Raw genomic sequence first — 22802 nt, 5'->3', positions numbered from 1 at the left:
TTCAGTCCAAAAAGAGGTCAGCGCGTCCAGTACGAAGCGTGATCAGCCGCAAACTCATCCAGCGAGCGGGGCTCTTTTCCCGTGACACGCTTCACTGTATCCGTCACCCGATGTTCGGCACCATGGCGGATCGCTTCATCTAATTCCGCCATAAAGCGGGCGTAATCCGCAGGCAAACCTGCTGTTTCCATCCTGTTTTGCAGTTCGGAAGAAGACATGCTGACATGCGTCACCGGTCGTCCCGCCGCGGCTCCTATAATCTCCGCCGCTTCAGCGTAGCTCAGCGCCTCAGGTCCCGTCAGAATATGATGAGTATTATGAGGCACACTGTCAATCAAAGCACGCACTCCTGTTTCTGCAATATCATCAGCATCAATAAACCCAAGTTTCCCTTCACCCGCCGCCGTGATGATCTGCCCTTCAGTTTGAATGGACATGCGATGCTGGACATTGATGAAGTTTTGCATGAAGTATGACGGCCGCAGCACCGCCCATTCCGGAAACCCGCGTATTGCACGATGCAATGCCCCAAATACAGGACCATCCTTAGGAACAGCGGACGCGCTGAGCATCACCACACGTTCAGCACCGAGCCGCTTTGCTTCCTTTAATAAGGGAAGCACATAAGGAGACGGATCAAACACACCAACCGGCGCAACGAGGTAAATCCGTTTCACCCGCTCCAATGCAGGCGTAAAGCTGGACTCATCCTTCCAATCAAAATATACATACTCCGCATTGCTAATCTCGCCCTTTTTCCTGCTCGCGATGCGAACGCTGTAACCCTGCTCAATTAACCGTTTAGCAATCCGGCTCCCTGTTGTACCGGTTCCTCCCGTAATCAGAATCTGATCGTGATTCATCATTTTTCATCCTCCTCTGTTTGTACAAATGTTTCTCCAAACGTCTCATTGACGACAAGCGGATTCCAATAATCCTTATAATGCAAAATGCTGCCGTCCTTCGTTTCAATCACACTGATATAGGTTTGCCGGTAAGGCAGCCCAGTCGCGATCGCATAGCCTTCACATTGAAACTCCGCAATGATCGTGTTTGTATCAGCCGAGCGATACACTGTCGGAGCAGTAAAAGCAAAAATATCAGGAAAATCCTTAATATAATCGTAAATGGCCGCCTTCCCTTCAATTCTTTCCGGAAATCCCTCTGGCGCATAGGGAAACTCCAACACAGCATGTTCATCCCACAGCTCTGCCCAGCGCTCCATATCCTTTTCAAGCATATATTGCATAAATTGATTCAGTGTGTCACATGCTTTTTCGTATTCCGTCATCATCATGGATCATCACCTCGTTTTATTTTAGACCATTCAATCCGAAAACTGCATCAAAGGGCAAAGCACCCTTTATCAAAAAAAGTCAATCAAGTACAGATAAACTCACTTCAACATAATCCTGAAGCTGGTCAAAATCAGCAGAAACCTTAGCGATAAACGTCAGAGACAGCCGGCTCTGGTTTAAATAACGGGCAAGGGCCGATATATCAAGATGTTCCTTCAATTCTCCTTCAGCCTGTGCTCTTCTCAGCGCCTGATAAAAGGCCGTCTCAAGCTGTTTCGTCTGTCCTTCAAAGTACCGGGCAAGTTCCGAATCATGCGGGATTTGTTCAATAGCGCTGTTGATGATAAAACACGCCTTTGAACGTTCAGGATCTTTCAGGACATTCACACCCTCCTGAAAAATATCACGAATGGCTTCCTTGACAGAGCCCGGTGCCTCAAGCCTTTCCACAACAGCCGCGTTTTTTCCCTCAAGATACGTTTTCACAGCTGACAGAAACAAATCCCGCTTCGTTCCATACGTATCGTACAAACTCTGGCGCGCAATGCCTAAATGAGAAAGCAGCTCTTGCAGTGACGTGCCTTCGTAGCCATACTCTCCAAAAACCTCTATCGCTCTGCGCAAAACAAGCGCGGTATCGAATTCTTTATTCCTACCCAAACGAATATCACCTCCTGCAAGAAGATATTACCTTTTCCAGACTGAACAGTCAAGAAAAAGAAAAAGAAAAAAACACCCTTGATCAGCAAGAGTGTCCGTTCTCCACGCTTTTTATTTATGACCGTCTTTTCCCCAGTGCCCCATTTGGTGGTGATGGTGCCCGTAGTTACCATCATGATGATGCCCATAATTTCCGTCCTCATGATGCCCATAATTTCCATCCTGATGATGCCCATAATTTCCATCATGATGATGTCCGTAATTTCCATCCTGATGATGTCCGTGATGTCCATCATTATCATAGTGCACTCCGTAGCTCGGATAACTCATTGAGCTCGGATAGCCTACGCTTGGGTAGCCGCCGAATCCTCCAGACATGCCATAACCCGGGTAGCCTGCGCCTCCATAACCTGGTTGGCCCATCCCTGTATACATGCCATGGCCCGGATAGCCCGCGCCTCCGTACATGCCGAATCCCGGACCGCCTGTACCATAGCCTGGGTAAGCGCCAAAACCGGGTCCGCAGCAGAAGTGTCTTGTATCAGTCATATCCAATCTCTCCTTCACATAGGTTACAGTCCAGCGTATGAGAAGGTCTTACAGATCGTATAGTCACCTGCCTATAAACTGCTAAAACAATTTCCCGGACAATAAAAAAAGCAGACCATGACAGTCTGCTCCTTTTTTATTCACCAAGATCTACGTTATGATACACCTGCTGAACGTCTTCCAAGTCCTCTAACGCGTCAATCAGCTTTTCGAACTGTTCTTTCGCGTCCTCAGGAAGTGTCACTTCACTTTGCGCAAGCATGGTCAGCTCCGCTACCGTAAATTCCTCAACGCCCGCATTTTTAAACGCCTCCTGCACCGCATGGAATTGATCCGGCTCCGCATAGACGATCACGCTGTCATCCTCTTCTAAAATATCGCGGACATCTACATCCGCTTCCATGAGAATTTCAAGCGCTTCATCAGCCGTTTTGCCTTCCACACCAATAACAGCCGTCGCGTCAAACATGTAAGCGACAGATCCGCTCACACCCATGTTTCCGCCATTTTTTCCGAACGCCGCACGCACTTCCGGCGCCGTACGGTTCACATTATTCGTCAGCGCATCAACGATAATCATTGATCCGTTCGGCCCGAAGCCCTCATAACGAAGCTCATCATAATTTTCTTCCGCTCCGCCCTTCGCCTTCTCGATCGCACGTTCAATGATATTTTTCGGCACGCTGTAAGTCTTCGCGCGCTCAAGCACAACCTTCAGCGCCTGGTTGGATTCCGGATCAGGCTCGCCCTGCTTAGCCGCCACATAAATCTCACGGCCAAACTTTGCGTAAACCCGACTCGTATTTGCGTCCTTAGACGCCTTCTTCTCTTTAATATTGTTCCACTTACGGCCCATGATGTTCCACTCTCTTTCATATATATCAATCTAAATACTGTTATTCACTTTAACCATTATACCTCAAATGCTTTGGTTGTTTCGAGTGTCTTGCGTTAGAAATAGAAGGAATGCGGTAGTTTAAAAGTACGAGACGACACGAACTTCCAATAAAGCAAGAAAAAAAGCCCTAGCTAAGGGCTTTCTTATCCTGATCAGTCATGTCATTGTGAGGAGAATGATCGATATACGTCGTGTTTCGATCCGTTGATTCCTTAACACCGCCGGAGTTTGTCAAGAACGGAAAAGACAGGCTTCCGCCAAATATAAGAGTAACACCAAGACATACCATCACTTTTTTCTTAATATTCATATAGACACTCCCCTTTTTGAATATCTTCTTGTGCTTGCAGCACTTTTCGGTAAAGCACAGCAGCATCTTCAAAATGACAGCGGCTTTCAAATACAGATGCCGCACTTTGGGCACATGCTTCCACATAGGCGTGCAGATTCTTTTCTTTAAAGCCGCTCAATACATCATGAATCCTGTCTTCATCCATAACATCTTTGTACACCGCCTGTAAGAACGTATACAATTCTTTATAGTATTTATGGTGAAGCATATTTGGATATTTTTTGATATGTTCTAAGCCTTCATCTATAAACTGAAACGCCTGTTGTTTTTGTCCAGCTTTACATAATGTCCAGCTTAACCCAAACAGTACTTTCGGAAGTAAGTCAGGGACCGTTTTTCTGCTTACTTTCGCCGCTTTTTGGAAGTGCTCAATTGCCAAATCATATCTTCTTGACCTGTCATAACTGTTGGCGATGTTCAATAAAGAGATGCCAATGAACCTGTCGTTTTGAATGTCCATTGCCAGCTCCAGCGCCTTTCTTAAATGCGGGAGCGCTTTATCATAACATCTGAAGTCATCATAATTTCCAGCTACGATAAACAAGCTTTGTATTCTTCTCATGCAATATAACGGATGATCTTGATAAATGTTTAAGGCTTGAAGGATATGATGCATCGACACATGAGTTTGTTTCATATTGTAGTATGCTTCTGCCACTTTAAAATGAAATTCCGCTTTCTCGATTTCATCTGATACAAACGGAAGCTCCTTCTCCGCCTCACGGTAATATCCAATCGCTTCAACATATTCTTTCTGATCAAATTCATACATGCCGCGGAAAAACAAAGAGTAGTATTTCAAAAGACCTGTGAGTTTTTTCTGAGGCGCTTCAATCGTTTCCAAAAGCTCTGTCACTGTAGGGCGATTCCCGTATGTTTGTCCCGGCTCCAAATAATCCAGCATCAGCTGGTGCCGAAAACACATCAGAGAATAATAGATCAGCAAATCCTGATCCTCTTCCATCTGCTGAATGTCCTGCTCCACTTCCGCTTTCAGCACCTCAGCATCCGGAACACTGAACTGGCGAATCATCTTGTACCATTCATTAATCTTAACACCAACACGCGAAGATGGTATCGCTTGCTTCACTCGCTTCCCTCCCTCTCTGTAAGATATGTCATATTCTATCAATCCCAAATTTTGAAAACAAGACAACAGGAAGAAATTGTTTTTTCATCCTGTCAATTTGTTTTTCTCCGCAAAAAAAGACCCCATGCAAGGGTCCCGTGTCATTCTTTTTTCATATACGTTTTCACTGATCATAACAGAGCTCTTTCGTCTGTTTTGCAAGCTATTCCGTTTGGACGACTCGGGATAAAGAACCAGAACCGCCGCCCTCATCATATCTTTTCTAAACTGTAGCATTTCTATCCTTCATCTATTGGCGCTGTCCACTTTTTAGGACCACCATGACTGAAGCAGAAAGCTGCTTTTGCAAACCGCCGAATATCTCATTCATCGATCCGTCCCAAATTTGATAGTTATAGCGTAATCCTCAATCATTTGATAATCATAGTGTTTTTCTATCTGCTGACAGTTTGGCAAGATAATCTGATTTTGTGCTTTCCGATGCCTGCTAAGGGCTCTGTGTACCAGTTGTATCAGATGATTCGGTTTCGCATTCTGCTCTTGCTCTGTCGGCTTCGTATAACTCACTTTATTCACGGTTTGCTCTTCCTGATCCCTATCAGAAGCTCAGCTGTCAGAACACGCTGATATATATTCGTAAAATAGATAAAAACAGCGCACCCAATTTATATGTAATTGTCTCTGCTCATCCTTCTGTTCCCCAGTAATCGCTAAATTAATTTATTGGTTTTTTCATATCTTTATTTATCTAAAATCAGATAACTAGACTATTAGAACAATATGTTTCTTTTAAATAAACTTTAAAATAGAATTCAAACGCCAAAATGGTAAACTAGGTGATCGTATTAATGTAATTAAAAAAGCTCTCCTTCTTAAAAGGAGAGCTTTATTTTTATCTAGTCCATTTGCTGGAATATACTGTTTGCATATAGTCTGAGTGATTCCAATTATTATAAAGTTTTAGTTTCACTCTAGTCGATGCAGATTTTTTTGCGATGTTTGTGAATGTAACATTTAATTTTCTACCATATGATGCATTTCCAGAAGCTGTATCGATTGTTTTCCAAGAACCGTTTGTATAACGCTGCAGATATAATTTGCAATAAGCAGCACTTTCCCAAGTTCCTGTTCTCCCCATTTCAACTGTAGTATAAACATTCTTATAGTTTTCTGATGTGTGAATATAAGATTTTGATTCTACAGTTGCATGAAAAGTAAAACTCGTAGTTTTACTAACAGCCTTAGCCGATTGACCTGATCCAATGAATACTAGTCCAAATGCCATTACACCTGCAAGAACTAGTGTCATCAAGTGGTTTACTCTTTTCATTATCAAATACCTCCATTGATTAAAATTGTAAAATACAGGACTTACATACACTATAAACCATAAAACCAAGAATTAAAATATATTTTATAAAATATTTTCTAGTAATCAAAACTAAGCTGAAGTTTATAATAAATTCTATTATTCAGCAGAAGTGGCATTTGGTTAATTTACTCACCCGAAACATAAGAACTTGACTCTAAGTTATAGCCTTGGAGTCTAATCAACCACAATAAAATCCTGCACCTTCACCTGTTCCTCAGGCAAATCAAACTGATAAAGCATCTTCTTAGAATTGATATCAAACACACCCACGTACCCGCCAATGCCCTTTTTATGCTCTTCCTGGGCAACAATATACAGTTGACTCCCCTTAAAAATTGCTTCCATATAAGGGAAATTCAAACTATATGTATGAAAAGAAAATTCCTTCCCATACTCCAGCAAGTTCGCCTCACCCTCTTTGTCCTCGTACGTAACGTAAAAACTGCCGCTTTCTTTGTCATAGTATACGGTATCAGCGTATTCAAGATCATCAGGATACGGAATATATGTCGTTTTCCATGTCCCTTTTTCAATCACAGTCAATTTATGATCCGAGCTCGCGACAATAAATTCCTCCGATTCTGCGAATTGATCAGCGTATGAGGCTAAGCTCAGGGTCTCTATGATTTCCTCTGTGTTTCTGTCGATCACGTAAATAGCCATGCTTTGAATGACATAAATATAATTCCCGTCACTCGACCCCATCGTGACAAGCGAAGGCAAGGTGAGCTGATATTCCTTTTTCGTTTTTTTGTCGTTTATATGCACGTCATTCCCCGTCGTATCAACGTTATAGGCCTTAACAGAAACATCCTTCCCCTCATACCAAAACGAAAATGGATTTGATAGCGGATGCTTTTTTATGGCATCCTTCTCCAGCGTGTAATAAAAGGACTCATGTTCAGCTAGTAATACAATGTCTGTTGATGCGTAAGACTTCGTTTGGATGTACGGCACATCCGCCACCTTAAACGTGCGCCTATTAAATCTTTCGCCTGTTGAGGTTGAGAGCAGCGTGCTTTCTTTTATGAGAGGATTGGAATAGATAAAAAAGATGCGGTCTTCTTCGGGCTGGATAGAGGAAGTTGTGACCGGATATATGTTCTTATTTTGAGAGTAAATATATGCAGCCAACATTAAAACACTTGCGAACAAGCTCAATAGTATAAAACGCTTTTTCATATAAACAGCTCCCAGTATATGGTTCAAAACTCTATATCGTTTTCAACATGCTCTGCACATTTCCCTTGTAACCCAATAAAAAAAGAACTTCTCAATGGAAGTTCTCACTTATTTTTCTCATAGGATTGCTTGATCAATCCCATGATATATTCAATGTGTTCGTCGTCCTTTATGAAAATTTCGTAGTCGCCATTTCCCCAGTGACCGGTCTCAGAGACATCCCGCATTCTCTCTTCAGGATCCTGCAATTCTCCCTTTTTCATATTCACCCACACCTTAAGTCCGCTTTTTAAAAGAAGAATATCAGTGAAATTTCGCTTATTTAATGTAAACGCGATATAAAGCTTCGTCGGTTTGATTGAAATATGATCGTCCAAGTTTAAAATGAATTCCTTTAGCTGCTGATAAAGCTCTATGATGTCAAACGGCTTATCTGCAAGGTGATCCTCTTCAGAAAACACTTTAATTTCTTTACTGACTTCTTGAATGGTCTCACTTTGCCGTGAAATGGTCTTAATCGACTCAGAAACGCCATCAGCCTTCATTTGATTCAACTGAATCAGATCATTTTCGTATCTTTTCATCTCCCATAATTCAATGGGCAGATCTTTAAAATGGATCGATTGCTTTTGATACACCGTAAAAACAGGAGATATAAAAATAACCTTCGACTGTGACCAGTCCACGTCATCCCACTTTAACGGACGATCATGATTTTCATTGTACTCAAGAATGAAATCAGCTTTATGATTGAGCATTGTCGCTAAATAGGCGTAGCCCTGATCAACAACACTGAAGTTCCTCGTATTTTTATACTCGATAATCACGAAAGCACTTGTCTCATCATCAAACGCTAACGTATCAATGCGGAAATTATTAATCCTGAATTCGGATTTTACAAACCTGAGACCTAACATTTCCTGAAGATTATTCTCACATAAATCCTGCATCTCTTTTTCTTTTTTAAACGGTTTCTCGCGAATATCTTCTAGCTGATTTTGGTTGTTTACTTTATAGAGATACATGCTGGGCTCCTTTTATTTTACTAGTTCCATTAAAGTTTCTAAGGATAGACTCGAAACCGGATTTTGCGTTTTTGTTTTCAGTGTACTGCCAATTAAATAAGAATAATCACGGCACTCTGCCAATTGAAACCGGACTCTATTATTCGTTTTAGTGATCTTGGCGGGTTCATCAGATTCCCAAGCGTCAACGATCTTGTAAACATTTAAAATTACACCGCTCCGAACAACAATTGCCCGTTTACATTCCTTTGCCCTGGATAATTTCATATCCCAGTTCCCGCAGGCGCGGTTTGTTAGCGTGTCGCCTTTTTGAATATCCTTGATCTTTATGATTAAGAAATCTTTATCCAAATGAGCTCTTCCCCTTTTTATTGATGTATCATCATCATATCAAAACTGTGCACTTAGACACATGCCAAATGACTCATTTTTCCATCAAAACATGTTCTCACCCCCACCCTCATCCCGCCCCGTGGTAAAATTTTGATATTGAGCTAACAAAAGAAGGGAAATGGTCATGAAAGTATTTGAAGCGAAAACACTGCTTTCGGAAGCGACAGACCGTGCAAAAGAGTACAAAGAACTAAGAACGCAAATGGTCAATTTGAGAAAAGCCTTAAAAAGCGTAGCTGATCTAAGTGACAGCGAATTCTCAGGAAAAGGCGCCAGCAACATCAAAGCCTTCTATCACGATCACGTCGGTGTCACCGACCAATGGATCGACTACATCGACATGAAAATCGCATTTTTCAACAGCATCGCCGGAGCCGCAGAAGACAAAGGCCTCTCAGACGCATACATCGAAGAATCCTTTCTGGAACACGAACTGGCAAACGCCCACCAAAAATCGAAATCCATTATGTCCGAACAGAAAAAAGCGATGAAAGACATCCTGAACGATATCAACGACATCCTCCCACTCGACCTGTTTTCAACAGAAACCTTCAAAGACGAGCTGGTGATGCCAATGACAAACGCAAAAAAACGCTAGAAAAGCTAGATGCTTTGGACGAAGACCTGCAGACAGAATACGCCCTGTCAGAACCAAACGAACAATTCATCAAATCCGACTTCCAAAAGCTCCAAGAAGCAACGGGCAAAGGCAAAAACGCCACACCTATCCACTACAACGCCAAGGCGTATCGTGAGAGTGACATACATAAGAAAAAAGGCGATATTGAAAAGCGGACGAATGCTTACTTGAAGATTAAGAAAGAGGAAGCGAAGGAACGCGAGATTGAAAAACTGAAAGAGAGACTGAAAAACTACGATTATGCAGATGCCGATGAATTCTACTCAATGGCAAAAACGATCGGCTATGAAAATCTGACAGCAGAACAGCAAAGATACTTCACCCAAATTGAAAACACGCGTGAGCTTGAAGCAGGCTTCAAAGGGGTTGCCGTCGGCCTTTACGATTCAGGAAAAGACGCGGTCACAGGCCTGTGGGATATGGTCACAGATCCGGGCGGCACCGTCGAAGCGATTACCGGAGCGGCGGCTCACCCGATCAAAACGTATGAAGCCATTTCAGCAGCAATCGAAGAATCATACCAAAAAGTATAGCACGCACAAAAAAGTAACTATAAAAATTATCATTAATTCAAATAGGCTGTCAAATATTCCTTGACAGCCTAAGAGCCCTTTTCGAAAATATGAGAGACTTCAATTCTTACTCTGAAATTTTTCTTTACTAATCTCAGCTTTTAAATCATTTAACCTCTGTAAAATATTTTTATCATCAGTTAAGATCTCGTATTCTTTTATATTATGATAAGTTTTAGTTTCAATTGTATTAATATCAATTAGTTTAGTATGTTCTTTATTTTCATTCACAGTATACTTTCCATAAAAACTTGAGACAGGCATATATGTCAATGCCTCATTATTTTTATATTTATAACCGCTTGGAATTTTAAGGTGTTTTAGGAATAATAAATATTTTTTATTCGGTTCCATAACATTATATCCAGATTCAACGTTGTAAGTTCCAGAGGAAAAGTTGCTCGGTTCATATATCACGACATTCTTTAAATTATCTTTACTCTTTGATTTTATTGTTTTTTCAACTGTAAAATTTGATTTGAGCGCTTGATTATAATTTTGTCTATTTTCGCCGACTGTACCTACTACTACTAAATCAGATTTTGATATTAGTTCTTTTAAATTATTGATATTATTATCAAAATATATATTTGTATATTCAGGTGTATAATTTAGGGACACAGTATATCCATCAAACTCACGTAAATCTTTTTTTATATTAACATTATCAATTAAAGAACTTTTCATAATTAAACCGAATATAATACTGGAAACAAACAAAAGAGTAGTAAATAAATATAAAATCTTAATACCTGTTTTCATTAACTTATGTTTCCTTCCATTTCAGTTAATCGTCCATCTTTCACTCTGAACTTTTTGTCTGAAAGTAAATTAATATCATCTTTATTATGACTTGCAATTAAAACTGTTGCTCCCCTTTCTTTCTCTTGAAGTATAATATTTCTTATTAGTTCCACACCGTCTTCATCTAAAGCATTGGTAGGCTCGTCTAACACTAATAATTTAGGTTTTTCCATAATAGCCTGCGCAACAGCTAATCTTTGTTTCATCCCTAAGGAATATTTTTTATATGTTCTTATATCTTCACTATTAAGCCCAACTCTAGTAATTGCACTTTTTATTTCAGAATCATTTATCTTATTCTTAATTTTTGATAACAACTTCAAATTTTCAAAACCAGTTAAGTTATCCCAAAAACCAACAGTTTCAATTATAACTCCTAAACTTTCAGGAATCCCCATGTCTTTATGCAGAATTTTATTATTGATTTTAATTTCACCTGTAGTAGGACGTATAAGGCCACATATAGCTCTGAATAGCATAGTCTTTCCCGATCCATTACTTCCTAAGAATCCGTAAATTTTATTATTTTCAATTTTTAAATTAATATTATCTAAAACTTTATTTTTTTTTATGATTTTACTGACATTATTTAATTCAATCAATTTTAGTACTCCTTTAAATTAAAGTATATCTTTCCGTCTAAAAAATAAAGCACTTATTAAAATTATAATTACACTTAAAATTGCAATAATTGATAATAAAATATATGAATTTGAACTTCTTAAAATAAAGAAAGAATTTTTTATTTGTATGTCATATATAATACTATTGTTTTGCCAACCAACCATCGAGTTAATAAAAGGTGAAATATTCGAGATAACGAATTTATCTTGCATTTTTTTGATAACTGTTCCAATTATTAAAATGTGAATAAAATATCCTCCTAAAAAAACCACATAACTCAAATTGGTCGGAAGATATACTGTTATTGTATTTACAATTACAAGAATAAAATAAATAGTTATTATTTGCATAATGAATACAAACAAAATAACAACAAAATCATTCAGGTGTATATTCAAATGCATAGATAAGCTAAATAAAATAGTAAATAAATAAAATAGAAAGTAATAAAAAGTAGTATATATAAAAATTTCTACATACCTTTTTATAAGCCAACCAACTTTATTGTTAGTTCTTGTGAATATGTATACAGCATTTCTATTTATTTCAAGGTCAATATAATTGCCAAGTTTAAGGATTAAAAATAATTGAGGAAGAAACCAAGCTAATAGAGGGATAATCTCTAGCAAGTTATCCGGCTCTAAATACCCGAATGTTAATAACACCCAAAAACCAACGTCTTTAGTTGGAGAACTATAAAATTGATAGCTATTCAATTGATATAGATTAACTAGTATACTTAGAATAAGTATCATAAATATATTTTTATAAGGAACATTAATATTAGGTCACCTTCTATCTCATTAAATCTCTCTTTTTATCAAAAAAATAAATTATAAATCTAATACTCACTATTAACATTATTATTATTATTAAATTGAAAATTAAGCACATAACTATATTTTTATAATCACTAATATTGAGGTAGAAAATGAAATCAAAATAATTATATACAGGTAAATAAAAAATTCCTTTTATAAATTCTGGAACTAAAAAACCTATGTAAAGACTGGATATTAATATTATTTTGTTTTTTAATATAATTTCAAGAAAAAGTATAATCTCTCCTATTAAATAAAAACCTATAGTACATAAAACAAAACCAAGAATAATTAAACTAGTTTCTTCTAATTTAAACAAAGAATTAACATTGTTTAAGATTAAATATAGAAACATTCCAGAGTGTAGTAGGAGGGCAAACCAAAAAGAGAGACCTAGTAAAACTATACTTTTTTGAACTCTCCATGGCTTACCATTTTTAAATCTAACAAAAACCAACAAGTAATTGAATTCCCCGAATAATTCCATAACAAAATACATATATATCGGTAAGATTAAAATAAGTAATAGAGAACTATTAAATAAAGAATGGTGTATTAAAAGGTAATCATAAGAGTAATATTCTTGATTTACTTTCATAGTATTGTATAGCTGCAAAAATAAAATACCTAAAAAGACCATTAAATTCTTTTTATTATTTAGAAAATTAATAATGATTTGTTTAGTGAATCCATTCATTCATTTTTACCTCCAATTATAACTCCCATTCTTTTCTTACGCCCTTGGAGATAATTAAGAATGATGATAATACTAATAAAAAAATGAACCAAAGTATTAATCCAACCGAATCACCTATGTGTCCAGGTTTAATTTGGTCATAAAGAGAGAAACCATCCAACCTTATAATACTGAATAAAATAGTAGATACAATATAAGCTCCGAATACTAGAACAATTCCTGTTATTCGATTTTTTTCTAGAGTAAAAAAGTAGACAGAATATGTTAAAACAGCCATAGCACTAGCAAAAAGACTAATTAAAAAAGCAAAAAACAAATTATAAATAATTGGGTGTTGAACTCTTAAGAAATCAAATAAATACTCGTAATGAAAATTTTGAAACCCTATATCATATGGGGGGAGTGAATAAATATTGTCATATCCCTCAATCGGAAAGAATAGGGTACAAAGTAACTGATTTACTATAAAAGGAATAAAGAATACAAAAAATGTAGTAATGGAAATTACAACTGCCTTAGTAAACACATAAGTTTTCTTAGGGACTCTAGTTAAGATACTCTTATAAACACCAGATTTAAATTCAGTATGTATTGAATCCGAAAAAATAATACCACTTAAAATTGGTAACATAATCAAAACTGTTCCCATTATTGATACTGAATAAGTTCCCTGTATTAAACTTGATTCTGCCGAAGATCTCAAAAAAGACATTTTCTTATCATATACTGCAATGCATTCCATTAAAAACCCTATAATAGAAAGAATCATTAACAAATTAAAAATAAAATGTATTTCTCTTCTAGCTAAACAATTTTTAATCTCATATTTAAATTTCATCCCTATCTTCCTTCTTTTTCAAGTTAAATTTTCTAATAATAAAATAACATAAAGCACTTTATGAATAAAGTGCTTTAAAGAAAATTTAATAAATTACTTATCTAAAATCAGCTCGTCCAGCTACAAATGCTCTAGAACCCCACCAGTTTGCGTTTTCCATTGCCAATCTAACTTGTTTTCCTTTATTAACTGTATCATCGAATTTAATTTTAGTTGTATTGCCTTTTTTCTGGTTGTATTTAGAAGAAACAGTATCTGCACCACTTCTTTGCGCCCAAAAATTGGCTGAAGAAGCATTTTGGAAATTTTCTACAGTGTTCATAATATGTTGGTTAGAAGTTCCTTTTGTATGATATGATGTATAGTTGTTTGTACTATGGCTTCCTAAAACATATCCTGTATAACTTTTGTAAGCAGCTCCAGCCCCAAGAGGCATTAATAATGTTAATCCTAAAACACCAGCTACAATTTTCTTTTTCATCTAAATTCCTCCTTTTATTTTACAATGGTTATTATTTCATATAATTCTTTTAATTTCAAGATTTCTTTTTTGTATTTTCTTCAAAAAATACGAAACTATTCTCTCTTTTTCTATTCCTATGGTCAAATAGACTTCAATAAGGAGGATAATATACCTTATAGTCTTTACCTGAAAAAATACTACAACTTAAAATCATTATATCGTTGTTCAATAAATACATCCTGTGAGCATATGTCAACTTTTACTTTTATGCCAGTTTACATTTATACTCTACATTACTTCAGTAGGTACAGCTTTTGAGGATTACATAATAAAACAAACAAACCTTAGTTTATATAAACTAAGGTTTGTTTGTTTTATTATTATGTCTGTGTGCTTAACAGAGCCACTTCATTGTCTGATTTTCAGCACAGCCACACACTCCACATGATTCGTATGCGGAAACATATCCACAGGCTGCACTTCGAGCGTCTGATACCCACCATCCTCAAGCACCCGCAGGTCTCTTGCAAGCGTACCCGGATTACAGGACACGTACACCACCCGCTTCGGTTTCATCTCTACAATCGTCCGCAGGAGGGCTTCGTCGCAGCCTTTTCTTGGCGGGTCGACGACTAGGGTATCAGCTGTAATGCCTTCTTCATACCACTTTGGAATCACGGTTTCCGCTTCCCCAACCGCGAACTCAGCGTTTGTGATGCCGTTTAATTCAGCGTTTCGTTTGGCATCTTCAATCGCCTCCGGCACAATCTCTACACCGTACACTTTTTTCGCCTGTTTTGCCAAGAATAGAGAAATCGTTCCGATGCCGCAGTAGGCGTCGATGACGGTTTCTTCGCCTTGCAGTTCCGCGTACTCAAGCGCTTTGTCGTATAGCACTTTTGTCTGCTCCGGGTTAACCTGATAGAACGATCTGGCGGAGATGGCGAATTTGACGTCTCCGATGAGGTCGTAGATGTATTCTTCGCCCCAGATGACGTTTGTTTGGTTTCCGAAGATGACGTTTGTTTTGTTTGGGTTGATGTTTTGCACGATGGATTTGACGTGCGGGAATTGCGCTGTGATGTCTTCGATAATCTTCGCTTTGTGCGGGAAATCGTTTGTTTTTGTGATGAAGACGATCATCATTTCGCCTGTGACGACGCCGTATCTGACCATGATGTGGCGGAGCCAGCCTTTGTGGCGTTCTTCGTTGTAGGCTTTGACACCGTATTTAGCGCAAATGTCTTTGACAGCTTGGACGGCTTCGTCGTTTTTGGATTGCTGGATCAGGCAGGCGCTCATGTCGATGATGTCATGGCTGCGCTGCTGATAGAATCCGGCGACGAGTCCGCCTTCTCGTTCTCCTACCGGCACCTGTGCTTTGTTTCTGTAGTTCCAAGGGTCTTGCATGCCGAGTGTCGGGTGCACGGTGACGTTGGACAGGTCCAGCTTGCCGATCCGTTCTAAGACGTCTTTGACTTGTTTTTGTTTAAACAAGAGCTGGCCTTCGTAGGTCATGTGCTGAAGCTGGCAGCCGCCGCATTGCTTGTAAATCGGGCATGGAGCGTCGGTTCTGTGCGGGCTTTCTTCCTTCAGTTCGATCAGGCGGCCAAAGGCAAAGCCTTTTTTGACACGTGTCACTTTGATTTGGGCTTTTTCCTCTGGCAGGGCGTTCGGCACGAAGATCGGGAAACCCTGTACCTTCGCAACACCCGCTCCTTCGTGCGTCAAATCTTCAAATGTCACGTCGTAGTATTCGTTTTTTTCTACTGGGGGTTTCATTTTCATGTATGTTCACCTCTTGTTTTAAGCGAAAGAAAAACTTGGCCTATTAAAGCCAAGTTTTTAGTCATCCAGCTGTTCCGCTTTCTCCTTCGGCATGACGACGTGAATGTGTCGATACAGATTCACGAATTCGCCCGGCAGCATGCCGCCGTACTCGCCGTCCAGGTTCAGCTGCATCTTTTCTGATACATTGACTTTCACGCGGTTCGCTTTTGTATAAATAATGTGCTGATCGTTGATGTGTTCGCCGCGGAGCGCCATCGATGCGACTCTGATAAATTCAGCAAGGTTTGCTTTCTTTAATATCATCAAATCAAACATGCCGTCATTCAGGCTGGAATCCGGCGCGAGTTTTTCGAACCCGCCGACGGAATTTGTCAGCGTGACCAAAAACAGCATGATTTCACCTTGAAACAGCTTGCCGTCATATTCAATCTCGACTTCAGTCGGACGAAGTGAAGGCAGCATTTCCATTCCCTTCAAATAATAAGCAAGCTGGCCGAGCATCGTTTTGAGTTTGCTTGGGACGTCGTACGTCAGCTCCGTCAGGCGGCCTCCGCCGGCGATATTGATAAAATACTGGCCGTTGACCTGTCCGATGTCAATCGGGCGAACAACACCGTTAATCACTGTATCCGCCGCTTTTAAAATATCCTCTCGCGGAATGCCAAGCGCTCTGGCGAAGTCATTTGTTGTGCCGACTGGAATGACGCCGAGTGTCGGACGATTGTCTAGTGGAGCAAGCCCGTTGACGACCTCGTTGATCGTTCCGTCTCCGCCTGCCGCAATGATCAGGTCAAACTCACGCAATGCCGCTTCCTTGGCAGCGTGCGTTGCGTCTCCCGCACATGTTGTGGCATGGGTGGAGGTTTCATAGCCGGCTTGTTCAAATTTTTGCAGGACCTGGGCAAGATGCTTTTTAAAGACCTCCCGTCCCGAAGTCGGATTGTATATTATGCGTGCACGTTTCATTATCTCATCATCCTACTTAAGAGTATCCGATCCATTTTTACACTAACAACCTTTAATTATACTATGAGTTAAAAAAATCGCAACAAAATGCACATAATCTTACAGAAGGAAACACAGAAAAGCCCCAGCAGAGCTGAGGCTTTTTGTTTTTTTACTCTTCTTCCGTTCCCGGTTTTTTCTTGCGGAACTTCGCCAATACTTCGTATACGATTGGCACGATCAAGAGCGTCAGAAGCGTCGAACTGATTAAACCGCCGATAACCGTTACGCCGAGTCCTTTTGAAATGACCTGGCTTCCGCCTTCGAAGCCGAGAGCTAATGGAATCAAGGCGCCGATTGTCGCGATGGCTGTCATCAGGATCGGACGGAGTCGTGTGGAGCCGGCTTCTAAGAGCGCTTCTCTCGTAGACAGTCCTTCCGCTTCCTTATGAATCACGCGGTCAATTAAGACAATAGCGTTTGTAACAACGATACCGATCAGCATCAGCATACCGATCATCGCGTTCAGACTGATTGTCTCACCTGATACGTAAAGTCCGACCAGGGCACCGATGATTGTAAACGGCAGTGAGAACAGAATCGCAAATGGCGCTAATGCTCCGCCGAATGTAATCACAAGCACAAGGTAGACGATCGCAATCGCTGCAAGCATCGCTAATCCAAGCTTCGTAAAGGAATCCGCGATATCTGCGGAAACACCGCCTGTATCGATTGTTACGTTGTCAGGCATGTCAAGCTTATCAATTTTCTTCTGTACATCAACTGATACAGCTGTCACGTTATCTGATGCAACCTCACCAGTGACATCAGCATACACTTTTCCGTCACGTTTAGACACCGTATCAGATGTTGTGCCTTCTTTTACTTTTGCCACATCACCAATTTTGACTTCTTTGCCAGTTGCTGATGTGATCTTTTTGTTCTCTAAATCTTTGACACTCTTATACTCGTCTTTTTCGGTTTTAATGTTCACATCAAGCTCTTTGCCGTCTTTTTTCACGGTTGTGAGCGGGTCCTGTGCTGTCTCTGACATTAAGGCCTTAGAAATTTGAGAAGCTGTTAAACCGAGTTTGCTCAGCTTTTCTTGGTCAGCGACAAATGTATACTCATCATATGTGCTGGAAAGGCCTGAGTTTACGTTCTTCAGATCCTTTTCATCCTTCATGACCTTCTCAATGTCTTTGACAGTGTCTTTAATGTCATTTTCTGAATCGCCATACACATAGTATGTCAATTCATTGTTATTGCCTGAAGAGCTGAAGTCCTGTGACTTCCATTCTCCGCGGTCAGACTGCTTTTTGATTTCTTTTAGCACGTTGTCTTTTTCTTTATCAAAATCCGGCGTGTCGCTGTCATATTTGATGTAGAACAATGCGCCGTTTGAATCTCCTCCGGCAAGCGGGCTGCCAGAGCCTAATGAATACTGAACCGTATCGACATGCTTGCGGTCAAGCAGGATTTTTTCTGCTTTTTCAGCTTCATTTTCGGCTTCTTTTTTCGTTTCACCCGGTTCAGGGCTGTATGTGATCTGCATCGTTTTTTCTTCCTCTGACGGAAGGTAGCTGGCACCAATTAACGGTACGAGGAACAAGCTTCCAAGCAGCATCAAAACGGCGATGATAGACGTGATCCACTTGTGGCTCAGCGCCCAGTTCAGAACTTTTTTATAGAAGCCTGCCAGTCTGCTAGGTTTATGTTCTTTCGCTTTGATCGGCGCTCCCGTTAATGATTTTTTGAACAGGCTGTGCGCGAGCATTGGCACGAGCGTGATCGAAATCAACAGGGATGCGGCAAGCGCAAATACAATCGTTAAGGCGAAAGGAATAAACAATTCACCAATTTGTCCGCCTACCAATGCGAGCGGCAGGAATACCGCGATTGTCACGATAGTGGATGACATGATCGGTTTAAACATTTCCTTCGTTGCTTCACGGACCAAGGCTTTTCCGCGCAGCGGCTCATCTTTGAGTCTCATGCGGCGGTAAATGTTTTCGATAACAACGATGGAGTCATCGACAACCCGTCCGATGGCAACGGTCATCGCACCGAGCGTCATGATATTCAGTGTGATATCAAGCTGCTGCAGCACAAGCAGTGCGATCAGCAATGATAACGGAATGGAAACGATTGAAATTAATGTTGATTTGATATCTCTTAAGAATAAGAGAATAATCACAATCGCAAAGATAGCGCCGAAAATGGCTTTGCTTAACATCGTGTCAACTGATTCTGTAATCGGTTCTGCCATGTCAAGGGTTGCACTGTATTCGAAGCCTTTATGATCTTCTTTGTATTGCTTCAGCTCATCTTTGACACTGTCGGCAACCTCTACCGTGTTGGCATCGTTTGCTTTGATGATGTTGATGCCGATGCTGTCTTTTCCATTTGTGCGGGAAATTGATTCAGCTTTTTTGACATCTTTAATCGTTGCAATGTCAGATAGCTTGACCGTCGGCACGTCTGTGCTAACACTTTGCTGTGCCTGTGCTGCCGCCTGCGCGCTTTGAGCCGCTTGAGCACTCTGCGCACCCGCTTGAGATACTGCGCTGCTGCCTGCACTTGAAGCAGATGCCGTCGGGATTCTCATATTCTTCAAATCTTTAATGGTTTCAATATCGCCGCTGACGACGACTGATTTCTCTTCTTTGCCGAATGTGTACAATCCAAGCGGTGTTGTCACATCTGAACCTTGAATCACTTGTTTGACTGTATCTTCATCGAGGTTGTATTCCTTCAATTTGTCTTCTTTGAAAGAGAATTCAACCTCTTCAACCTGCTGGCCTGATACTTGGACAGAAGCTACTCCTTCTGTTCCTTCAAGCTTCGGTACGAGGCTATCTTCCACTTTTTTCGTCAGCTCTTGAAGATTATCTTTATCGCTGGATACGCTGAGCGTCAGAATCGGGAAGGAATTCATGCTGTAGCGGGAAATTTCAGGATCTTTCGCGTCATCAGGCAGGCTGACGTTTTCTAATGCTTCAGCCGCTTCTGTTTTCGCTTTGTCCATATCTTTCTCATAATCATATTCAATCATGACCGACGATGCGTTTTCATAGGACGTGGACGTAACTACGCTCACGCCGTCCAGGTTCTGCACCGCTTGTTCAACCGGTTTCGTTACTTCATCAGCGACTTGGCTAGGCGTCGCTCCCGGATATGTCGTGCTGATTGTCAGGTAAGGCATGTTTACATCAGGAATGGATTCTTGCTTCATATTCATACCCGCGTACAAGCCGGCTGCCGTTACAATAATCGTCATCAGCCATACGGCGAATTTGTTTTTCAGAACGAAATTAATAACGTGATTCATCATATCCTCCATTGTGTTTTTATTGACTGACTGGTCATTCTATATAATACTAAACGGTATAACGCAACATCGTCAACTCATATACCAGAAAATTTTTCTAAATTTTTCAAGGATTAAGGGGAAGCACGTCATGAATGAGAAAAAAGAGAGAATCATAAAAACAAGCATTCGTTTATTTGCGAAAAAAGGATACGCTTCGACGACCATCCAGGAAATCGCCAGTGAATGCGGCATCTCAAAAGGCGCTTTTTATCTGCATTTCAAATCAAAAGAAGCGCTGCTATTGTCTGCCTGTGAATATTACATCGGCATGTCTATGAAAAAAATGAAACAAATAGAAGAGGATCTCGCCGGACAGCCGCCTAAAGATGTGCTGAAAAAACAAATCAGCGCCCAGTTTGAGGATTTTCGCGATCATAAGGATTTTATTGTTCTGTTGCTTACTGAAAATATCATTCCGGAAAACCAAGAAGTAAAGCAATACTTTTACAAAGTCACAGCCGAGACAGATAAACTGTATCGGAACGCTTTGCTTGCGACTTATGGCAAGGAAACTGAGAACTACCTCTCAGACCTCTCCATCATGGCAAGAGGCATTGTGCACTCCTATATGAATGTGATGGTATTTAATGAAGAAATCAAAATTGATGCAGACAACATATCTGAATTTATCATGGAGAGACTGGATGATCTTGTACAGGGGCTAAGCCGTTCCAGCCTGAATCCACTCATGCCAAAAGACATTTACAGCCTGGTGCCGGCGGATAAAGGCCAGATCCTTCAGGACATTCAAAAAGTGAAAGAAAACAGCGCATTGCCTGAGGACATCATCGTTTCGCTCGATGTGATCGAGGAAGAGCTGTCACAGGAAAAGCCGCGCAAGCCGATTATTAAAGGCCTGCTGTCAAATTTGACCGGAAGTGATTTCGAAGAAGTTGAAAAGCTTCGCGCTTTGATCTCTATCTTTATTACTATTTGATCATAAAAAAGCAGCTCCCTCAATGAGGAGAGCTGCTTTTTCATTAGCGTTTTTTGATTTCTTCAAGCAGGATTTTGTTAACCATCGGCGGGTTGGCTTGTCCTTTGGACGCTTTCATAATTTGTCCGACAAGGAAGCCGATCGCGCGGTCTTTCCCGTTTTTAAAGTCTTCAATCGACTGAGGATTGTTGTCAAGCGCCTCTGTGACAAGCTTCAGAAGCACGCCTTCATCAGAAATCTGCACAAGGCCTTTTTCTTTCACAATCTTCTCAGCGTCGCCGCCTTTTTCAATTAATTCCTTGAACACTTTCTTCGCGATTTTAGAAGAAATTGTTCCTTTTTCAATCAATTGAATCATGCCGGCAAGGCCTTCCGGTGTCAGCGCAACATCAGAAAGCTCTTTTTGCTCAGCGTTCAGATAAGCTGACACTTCACCCATGAGCCAGTTTGATGCTTGTTTTGCTTCAGCGCCTTTTTGAACTGTTTCTTCGAAAAAGTCTGCCATTTCTTTTGTCAGGGTCAGAACCATCGCATCATATGCAGGCAAGCCAAGCTCATCGATATAACGCTTGCGGCGTTCATCCGGAAGCTCAGGAATGCTTGCTTTTACGCGCTGCTTCCATTCATCGTCAATGTAAAGCTCGACAAGGTCAGGCTCAGGGAAATAACGATAATCGTCAGAACCCTCTTTGACACGCATAAGAATGGTTTTCTTCGTAGCTTCATCGTAACGGCGAGTTTCCTGCTGGATCACACCGCCGGACAGAAGAACCTGCTCCTGGCGTTTTTCTTCATGCTCAAGGCCTTTTTGAACAAACGCAAAGGAGTTCAAGTTTTTCAATTCCGTTTTTGTGCCGAATTCCTCTTGGCCGATCGGACGAAGAGAGATATTGGCGTCACAGCGAAGTGAACCTTCTTCCATTTTACAGTCAGACACGCCTGTATATTGGATGATAGACTTCAGCTTTTCAAGATACGCATATGCTTCTTCCGGCGTGCGGATATCCGGCTCAGATACGATCTCGACAAGCGGCGTTCCCTGGCGGTTGAAGTCAACAAGAGAATAGCCGTCGCCTGTATGCGTCAGTTTTCCGGCATCTTCTTCAAGGTGAAGGCGTGTGATGCCGATACGTTTCGTTTTTCCGCCGACTTCAATTTCGATCCAGCCGTTTTCGCCGATCGGCTTATCAAATTGAGAAATCTGATACGCTTTCGGGTTGTCCGGATAGAAATAGTTTTTGCGGTCAAACTTTGTATCCGTTGCGATTTCACAGTTCAGCGCCATTGCCGCTTTCATTGCGAATTCCACTGCTTCTTTGTTTAGTACAGGCAGGACACCCGGATACCCGAGGTCGATGACACTTGTCTGTGTATTCGCCTCCGCGCCGAATGGCGTCGGAGAGCTTGAGAAAATTTTTGAATTTGTTTTTAATTCAACGTGGACTTCAAGTCCGATTACCGTTTCAAAGTTCAATTCA

General features: G+C 40.6%; 21 protein-coding genes and 2 pseudogenes. 2 read left to right on the top strand and 21 right to left on the bottom strand.

The features are described from left to right. Positions 1-17 precede the first annotated feature (17 nt). From AU387_RS14250 to AU387_RS14195, 11 genes are all read right to left on the bottom strand, one after another. Positions 18-866 carry an NmrA family NAD(P)-binding protein gene (locus AU387_RS14250; RefSeq protein WP_059335975.1) on the bottom strand — a complete coding sequence of 283 codons (849 nt, stop codon included), beginning with the start codon at positions 864-866 and terminating at the stop codon, positions 18-20. After that, a complete protein-coding gene (locus AU387_RS14245) occupies positions 863-1297 on the bottom strand; it encodes a nuclear transport factor 2 family protein (protein WP_059335974.1) in 435 nt (144 codons plus the stop codon). Before AU387_RS14245 ends, AU387_RS14250 begins: the two co-directional genes overlap by 4 nt. Positions 1298-1376: 79 nt before the next feature. Beyond that, the gene (locus tag AU387_RS14240) at positions 1377-1958 is read right to left on the bottom strand and encodes a TetR/AcrR family transcriptional regulator (protein WP_059335973.1); all 582 of its coding nucleotides are present in this window, start codon (positions 1956-1958) and stop codon (positions 1377-1379) included. A 111-nt stretch (positions 1959-2069) separates the two neighbouring features. Continuing rightward, positions 2070-2507, bottom strand: coding sequence for a hypothetical protein (locus AU387_RS14235; RefSeq protein ID WP_059335972.1), 438 nt, complete (start codon positions 2505-2507; stop codon positions 2070-2072). Between the two features lie 136 nt (positions 2508-2643). After that, the gene (locus AU387_RS14230) at positions 2644-3363 is read right to left on the bottom strand and encodes a YebC/PmpR family DNA-binding transcriptional regulator (RefSeq protein ID WP_010333282.1); all 720 of its coding nucleotides are present in this window, start codon (positions 3361-3363) and stop codon (positions 2644-2646) included. A 169-nt stretch (positions 3364-3532) separates the two neighbouring features. Continuing rightward, positions 3533-3715 (bottom strand): phosphatase RapH inhibitor PhrH, encoded by a 183-nt coding sequence (phrH, locus tag AU387_RS14225; protein WP_044163478.1) that lies wholly within the window; start codon positions 3713-3715, stop codon positions 3533-3535. Further along, positions 3705-4847 (bottom strand): response regulator aspartate phosphatase RapH, encoded by a 1143-nt coding sequence (rapH, locus tag AU387_RS14220; RefSeq protein ID WP_059335971.1) that lies wholly within the window; start codon positions 4845-4847, stop codon positions 3705-3707. The genes phrH and rapH overlap by 11 nt, the downstream gene beginning before the upstream one ends. An 892-nt stretch (positions 4848-5739) precedes the next feature. Next, complete coding sequence (locus AU387_RS14210; protein WP_059335969.1) at positions 5740-6177, bottom strand: hypothetical protein; 438 nt, start codon at positions 6175-6177, stop codon at positions 5740-5742. A gap of 216 nt (positions 6178-6393) precedes the next feature. Then, on the bottom strand, positions 6394-7401 hold the full coding sequence (locus AU387_RS14205) for a YncE family protein (protein ID WP_059335968.1): 1008 nt from the start codon (positions 7399-7401) through the stop codon (positions 6394-6396). 104 nt (positions 7402-7505) lie between these two features. After that, the gene (locus AU387_RS14200) at positions 7506-8426 is read right to left on the bottom strand and encodes a DUF5655 domain-containing protein (protein WP_059335967.1); all 921 of its coding nucleotides are present in this window, start codon (positions 8424-8426) and stop codon (positions 7506-7508) included. A gap of 12 nt (positions 8427-8438) precedes the next feature. Beyond that, positions 8439-8777 carry a hypothetical protein gene (locus AU387_RS14195; protein ID WP_059335966.1) on the bottom strand — a complete coding sequence of 113 codons (339 nt, stop codon included), beginning with the start codon at positions 8775-8777 and terminating at the stop codon, positions 8439-8441. A 166-nt stretch (positions 8778-8943) separates the two neighbouring features. On the opposite strand from AU387_RS14195, the pseudogene AU387_RS14190 reads away from it, so the two are divergent. After that, positions 8944-9986, top strand: a pseudogene (locus tag AU387_RS14190) (ribonuclease YeeF family protein); the annotation flags it as partial. Between the two features lie 105 nt (positions 9987-10091). Here the strand turns inward: AU387_RS14190 and AU387_RS14185 are convergent. The 9 genes from AU387_RS14185 to srfP all read right to left on the bottom strand — a co-directional run bounded on the left by AU387_RS14185 (position 10092) and on the right by srfP (position 20345). Continuing rightward, positions 10092-10793 (bottom strand): hypothetical protein, encoded by a 702-nt coding sequence (locus AU387_RS14185; protein ID WP_059335965.1) that lies wholly within the window; start codon positions 10791-10793, stop codon positions 10092-10094. Next, complete coding sequence (locus AU387_RS14180) at positions 10793-11437, bottom strand: ATP-binding cassette domain-containing protein (protein ID WP_059335964.1); 645 nt, start codon at positions 11435-11437, stop codon at positions 10793-10795. The genes AU387_RS14185 and AU387_RS14180 overlap by 1 nt, the downstream gene beginning before the upstream one ends. Before the next feature lie 18 nt (positions 11438-11455). Then, on the bottom strand, positions 11456-12088 hold the full coding sequence (locus AU387_RS14175; protein ID WP_157722692.1) for a hypothetical protein: 633 nt from the start codon (positions 12086-12088) through the stop codon (positions 11456-11458). A 166-nt stretch (positions 12089-12254) separates the two neighbouring features. Then, the gene (locus tag AU387_RS14170; protein WP_059335962.1) at positions 12255-12977 is read right to left on the bottom strand and encodes a hypothetical protein; all 723 of its coding nucleotides are present in this window, start codon (positions 12975-12977) and stop codon (positions 12255-12257) included. Positions 12978-12993: 16 nt separating this feature from the next. Next, positions 12994-13815: an ABC transporter permease gene (locus AU387_RS14165; RefSeq protein ID WP_059335961.1), complete on the bottom strand. Its 822-nt coding sequence runs from the start codon at positions 13813-13815 to the stop codon at positions 12994-12996. Positions 13816-13912: 97 nt separating this feature from the next. Then, a complete protein-coding gene (locus AU387_RS14160) occupies positions 13913-14296 on the bottom strand; it encodes a hypothetical protein (protein ID WP_059335960.1) in 384 nt (127 codons plus the stop codon). A 390-nt stretch (positions 14297-14686) separates the two neighbouring features. Then, on the bottom strand, positions 14687-16066 hold the full coding sequence (gene rlmD / locus AU387_RS14155) for a 23S rRNA (uracil(1939)-C(5))-methyltransferase RlmD (protein WP_059335959.1): 1380 nt from the start codon (positions 16064-16066) through the stop codon (positions 14687-14689). Positions 16067-16123: 57 nt separating this feature from the next. Beyond that, positions 16124-17035 (bottom strand): diacylglycerol kinase, encoded by a 912-nt coding sequence (locus tag AU387_RS14150; RefSeq protein ID WP_059335958.1) that lies wholly within the window; start codon positions 17033-17035, stop codon positions 16124-16126. Between the two features lie 151 nt (positions 17036-17186). Then, a complete protein-coding gene (gene srfP / locus AU387_RS14145) occupies positions 17187-20345 on the bottom strand; it encodes a surfactin resistance protein SrfP (RefSeq protein WP_059335957.1) in 3159 nt (1052 codons plus the stop codon). Between the two features lie 130 nt (positions 20346-20475). Here srfP and AU387_RS14140 point away from each other — a divergent pair. Next, positions 20476-21340: pseudogene (locus tag AU387_RS14140) on the top strand (TetR/AcrR family transcriptional regulator); the annotation flags it as partial. Positions 21341-21367: 27 nt separating this feature from the next. On the opposite strand, the gene gatB reads toward AU387_RS14140, so the two are convergent. After that, positions 21368-22798: an Asp-tRNA(Asn)/Glu-tRNA(Gln) amidotransferase subunit GatB gene (gene gatB / locus AU387_RS14135; protein WP_010333268.1), complete on the bottom strand. Its 1431-nt coding sequence runs from the start codon at positions 22796-22798 to the stop codon at positions 21368-21370. Positions 22799-22802 lie beyond the last annotated feature (4 nt).

Origin of the sequence: Bacillus halotolerans, from assembly GCF_001517105.1 — a bacterium.
GTDB lineage: Bacteria > Bacillota > Bacilli > Bacillales > Bacillaceae > Bacillus > Bacillus halotolerans.
This window is presented reverse-complemented; position numbering and strand designations above follow the sequence as displayed.

Coding starts and splice junctions, on each gene's coding strand:
- AU387_RS14230 (WP_010333282.1), bottom strand. CDS start 3,363: ATGGGCCGTAAGTGGAACAATATTAAAGAGAAGAAGGCGTCTAAGGAC.
- AU387_RS14160 (WP_059335960.1), bottom strand. CDS start 14,296: ATGAAAAAGAAAATTGTAGCTGGTGTTTTAGGATTAACATTATTAATG.
- AU387_RS14210 (WP_059335969.1), bottom strand. CDS start 6,177: ATGAAAAGAGTAAACCACTTGATGACACTAGTTCTTGCAGGTGTAATG.
- srfP (WP_059335957.1), bottom strand. CDS start 20,345: ATGAATCACGTTATTAATTTCGTTCTGAAAAACAAATTCGCCGTATGG.
- AU387_RS14150 (WP_059335958.1), bottom strand. CDS start 17,035: ATGAAACGTGCACGCATAATATACAATCCGACTTCGGGACGGGAGGTC.
- phrH (WP_044163478.1), bottom strand. CDS start 3,715: ATGAATATTAAGAAAAAAGTGATGGTATGTCTTGGTGTTACTCTTATA.
- rlmD (WP_059335959.1), bottom strand. CDS start 16,066: ATGAAAATGAAACCCCCAGTAGAAAAAAACGAATACTACGACGTGACA.
- AU387_RS14235 (WP_059335972.1), bottom strand. CDS start 2,507: ATGACTGATACAAGACACTTCTGCTGCGGACCCGGTTTTGGCGCTTAC.
- AU387_RS14200 (WP_059335967.1), bottom strand. CDS start 8,426: ATGTATCTCTATAAAGTAAACAACCAAAATCAGCTAGAAGATATTCGC.
- AU387_RS14170 (WP_059335962.1), bottom strand. CDS start 12,977: ATGAATGGATTCACTAAACAAATCATTATTAATTTTCTAAATAATAAA.
- AU387_RS14250 (WP_059335975.1), bottom strand. CDS start 866: ATGATGAATCACGATCAGATTCTGATTACGGGAGGAACCGGTACAACA.
- AU387_RS14165 (WP_059335961.1), bottom strand. CDS start 13,815: ATGAAATTTAAATATGAGATTAAAAATTGTTTAGCTAGAAGAGAAATA.
- AU387_RS14185 (WP_059335965.1), bottom strand. CDS start 10,793: ATGAAAACAGGTATTAAGATTTTATATTTATTTACTACTCTTTTGTTT.
- AU387_RS14245 (WP_059335974.1), bottom strand. CDS start 1,297: ATGATGATGACGGAATACGAAAAAGCATGTGACACACTGAATCAATTT.
- AU387_RS14205 (WP_059335968.1), bottom strand. CDS start 7,401: ATGAAAAAGCGTTTTATACTATTGAGCTTGTTCGCAAGTGTTTTAATG.